At 67.5% G+C, this 3,218-nt stretch carries 4 protein-coding genes; all 4 read right to left on the bottom strand.

Annotated elements, in window-relative coordinates; translation table 11 throughout:
• Positions 1 to 806, bottom strand: an 806-nt coding sequence (locus ABY44_RS14010) for an Hpt domain-containing protein (protein ID WP_431641323.1), incomplete at its 3' end; no start/stop codon positions are given.
• Positions 807 to 839: 33 nt separating this feature from the next.
• Positions 840 to 1,217 (bottom strand): response regulator, encoded by a 378-nt coding sequence (locus tag ABY44_RS14015; protein ID WP_021164383.1) that lies wholly within the window; start codon positions 1,215 to 1,217, stop codon positions 840 to 842.
• 24 nt (positions 1,218 to 1,241) lie between these two features.
• Positions 1,242 to 2,261 (bottom strand): flagellar motor protein MotB, encoded by a 1,020-nt coding sequence (motB, locus tag ABY44_RS14020; RefSeq protein ID WP_027788648.1) that lies wholly within the window; start codon positions 2,259 to 2,261, stop codon positions 1,242 to 1,244.
• A gap of 13 nt (positions 2,262 to 2,274) precedes the next feature.
• The gene (gene motA, locus ABY44_RS14025; RefSeq protein ID WP_011350592.1) at positions 2,275 to 3,135 is read right to left on the bottom strand and encodes a flagellar motor stator protein MotA; all 861 of its coding nucleotides are present in this window, start codon (positions 3,133 to 3,135) and stop codon (positions 2,275 to 2,277) included.
• Between the last annotated feature and the right edge of the window lie 83 nt (positions 3,136 to 3,218).

Below are 3,218 nucleotides of genomic sequence, written 5' to 3' on the forward strand. Positions count from 1 at the left end.
GCCGCGGCTTCATGAGCGGCGGCCGGCGCGGCCGGCGCCGTGCCGTGCGCGACGCGGATCTGGCTTTCGTCGATCACGAAGCAGCACACGGCGACGATGTCGTCGGACGGCACGTCCGATTCGACCCACAGCGTCAGGTCGGCGCCCGCTTGCTCGCGGCCCACGATCCGGCCGAGGTTGCCGAGTTCTTCGGTCAGCAGCTCCTGGTCCTTCGCGTCGACGCCCACGAGCGTGATCTTCAGGTGCGGGCCGCCTTCGTCCGCGCCGGCATCGGCTGCCGGATGCGCAGCCGCGACGGCCTGCTCGACCACGTGGTCGGGCGCGCGATCGTCGCCGGCGGCCGTCTCTGCGGCCGGCGCGACCGGTTCGGCGACAGCGGCGACCGGCGCGGCAGCGGCAGCCGGCGCATCCGCCCCGCTCTCGGCCTTCAGCCGCTCGAGCTTCGCGCAGATCGTCGCGGCGGCGGCTGCGTCCGGTTCGGCGCTCGCACGGTAGTCGACGAGCTGGTCGGACAGCACGTCCTTGGTCTCGAGGAACGCGTCGACCATTTCCTTGGTCAGCGTCAGCTCATGGTTGCGTGCGCGGTCGAGCAGCGATTCGAGGATGTGCGTCGTATCGGTCAGCGCGGAAAAGCCGAACGTCGCGGCGCCGCCCTTGATCGAATGCGCGGCACGGAAGATCGCGGCCAGATCCTCGGGGTCGGGCGAACCGACGTCGAGATTCAGCAGCAACTGCTCCATCTGCGCGAGCAGCTCGTCCGCTTCGTCGAAAAATGTCTGGTAGAACTGAGTGATGTCGAGAGTCATGCCCGGTCCCGGGTTGAATGCGTCGCGTGAATGTCAGGAGGCGGCCGGTTCGGACAGCGTCGCGACCAGGTCGACCAGCACGGCGGGGTCGATCGGCTTCTCGATCCAGCCGGTCGCGCCCGCGTCGCGCGCGGCGTCCTTGAATGCGTCGCTGCCTTCGGTCGTCAGCACGAGGATCGGCGTTTCCGTATAGGCGGTCAGCTTGCGCAGCGCGGCGATCACTTCGAGCCCGCTCTTGCGCGGCATGTTCTGGTCGGTCAGCACCAGGTCGTACGGCACGGTGGCCGCCAGGTCGAAGCCGGCCTCGCCGTCCGGCGCCACCGTCACGTCGTAGCCGGCCTGCGCCAGCGTCGCCTGGAGCAGCGCACGCATGGTCGCGGAGTCGTCGATGGCGAGAATGGTTCGGATCATGTCTGTCTCGGAATCTTTTAAGCGTCAGGGTTTCGGCACGGCGACGGCGGACGCCGCGAGCGCCGGCCGCGCGGCCGGCGCCGGGCCGGCCAGCTGCTGCGCGAGCTGCTGCGAGCCGGCCGCATCGGCCGACAGCGTCGTGGTCGTCGCATCGTCGCGCATCAGCGCCTCTTCGGATTTGCGGTTCAGCACGATCACGCTGATCCGGCGGTTTTCCGGATCGAGCGGGTCGGCCTTGTTCAGGTTCTGCGTCGACGCGAGGCCGAGCACCCGCAGCACCTTCGCCTCGTCCATGCCGCCGGAGATCAGCTCGCGGCGCGACGCATTCGCGCGGTCGGCCGACAGTTCCCAGTTGCTGTAGCCGCCCTCGCCGCCCGCGTACGGCACGGCGTCGGTATGGCCCTGGACGATGATCCGGTTCGGCACGTCGTTCAGCGTCTTGCCGATCTCGCGCAGGATGTCGCGCATGTACGGCTCGACGTTGTCGCTCGACATCGCGAACATCGGCCGCTTCTGCGAATCGACGATCTCGATGCGCAGCCCCATCAGCGTCGAATCGATGCGGATCTGCTGCTTGAACTGGCGCAGCGTCGGGTTGGCCTCGATCGCGGCCATCAGCTTGATCTGCAGGTCGTGCAGGCGCGCCTGCTCGAGCCGGTCCTGCGCACCCTGCGCCTGCGACCGGGAATTCTCGTCGCCCGCTTTCGCGAGGCGCTCGGCGAGCTGCGTCATGCCGTCGGTGCGGCGCAGCGTGCCGGCGTCGACGCTCGACAGGTCGCGGCCGCCGCCGTTGATGATGCTGGAATCCTGCGAGCTGCGGTCGCCGCTGCCGAACAGCGCGGCCTTCAGCGGCGTGTTGAAGTATTCGGCGATCCCCTTCAGCTGCACCGGCGTGACCGAGCTCAGCAGCCACATCAGCAGGAAGAACGCCATCATCGCGGTCATGAAGTCCGCGTACGCGAGCTTCCATGCGCCGCCGTGGTGGCCCTTCTTCGCCGGGGCCACCCGCTTGACGACGATTGCGCGATCCTTGCTCTTGCTCATCGGGGGCTCCGCGTCACTTCGCCTTCACGCGGCGCACGTGCTCTTCGAGCTCGGAAAACGACGGGCGCTCGGTCGAGAACAGCACCTTGCGGCCGAACTCGACCGCGATCGCCGGCGCATAGCCGTTCAGCGTCGCGAGGATCGTCACCTTGATGCACTGGAACATCTTGGTCGACTCGGCGACGCGCTGCTCCGCGAGGCTCGCGAGCGGCCCGATCAGCCCGTACGACAGCAGGATCCCGAGGAACGTGCCGACCAGCGCCTGCGCGATCATCGCGCCGAGCACCGCGGGCGGCTTGTCGGCGGACGCCATCGTGTGCACGACGCCCATCACGGCCGCGACGATGCCGAACGCCGGCATCGCGTCGCCGACGCGCATCAACGCATGCGCGGGGCCTTCGCCTTCCGCGTGGTGCGTCTCGATCTCCTCGTCCATCAGGCTCTCGATCTCGAACGCGTTCATGTTGCCGCCCACCATCAGGCGCAGGTAGTCGGTCAGGAATTCGACGATGTGGTGATCGGCGAGGATCTTCGGGTATTGCGTGAAGATCGGGCTCTTTTCCGGATCGTCGATGTCGGCCTCGAGCGTGAGCGTGCCTTCCTTGCGTGCCTTCGCGAGCAGCACGTAAAGAAGCGCCATCAGCTCCATGTAGACATCCTTCGTGTATTTCGAGCCCTTGAAGAGCGTCGGCAGCACGCGCAGCGTCGCCTTGATGGTCTTGCCGCCGTTGCCGAGGATGAATGCGCCGACGCCGGCACCCACGATCATCAGGATCTCGACGGGCTGGATCAACGCGCCCAGATGCCCGCCTGCCAGCGCATAACCGCCGAAGACGGACAACAGCGTCACGAGTGTTCCCACGATAATCAGCACTGCCTGTCCCTCACGAATGACCGGCGGGGAGACCGCCGTTAAACAGGTTTACGGCAGTCGGCAGGAAAACTTTCGCGGCCGCC

The organism is Burkholderia sp. ZZQ-2 (assembly GCF_050768715.1).
Lineage (GTDB): Bacteria > Pseudomonadota > Gammaproteobacteria > Burkholderiales > Burkholderiaceae > Burkholderia > Burkholderia cepacia.

What these genes read in the sequence shown, in the direction of transcription:
- ABY44_RS14015 (WP_021164383.1), bottom strand. Translation starts at nt 1,217, where the DNA reads ATGATCCGAACCATTCTCGCCATCGACGACTCCGCGACCATGCGTGCG.
- motB (WP_027788648.1), bottom strand. Translation starts at nt 2,261, where the DNA reads ATGAGCAAGAGCAAGGATCGCGCAATCGTCGTCAAGCGGGTGGCCCCG.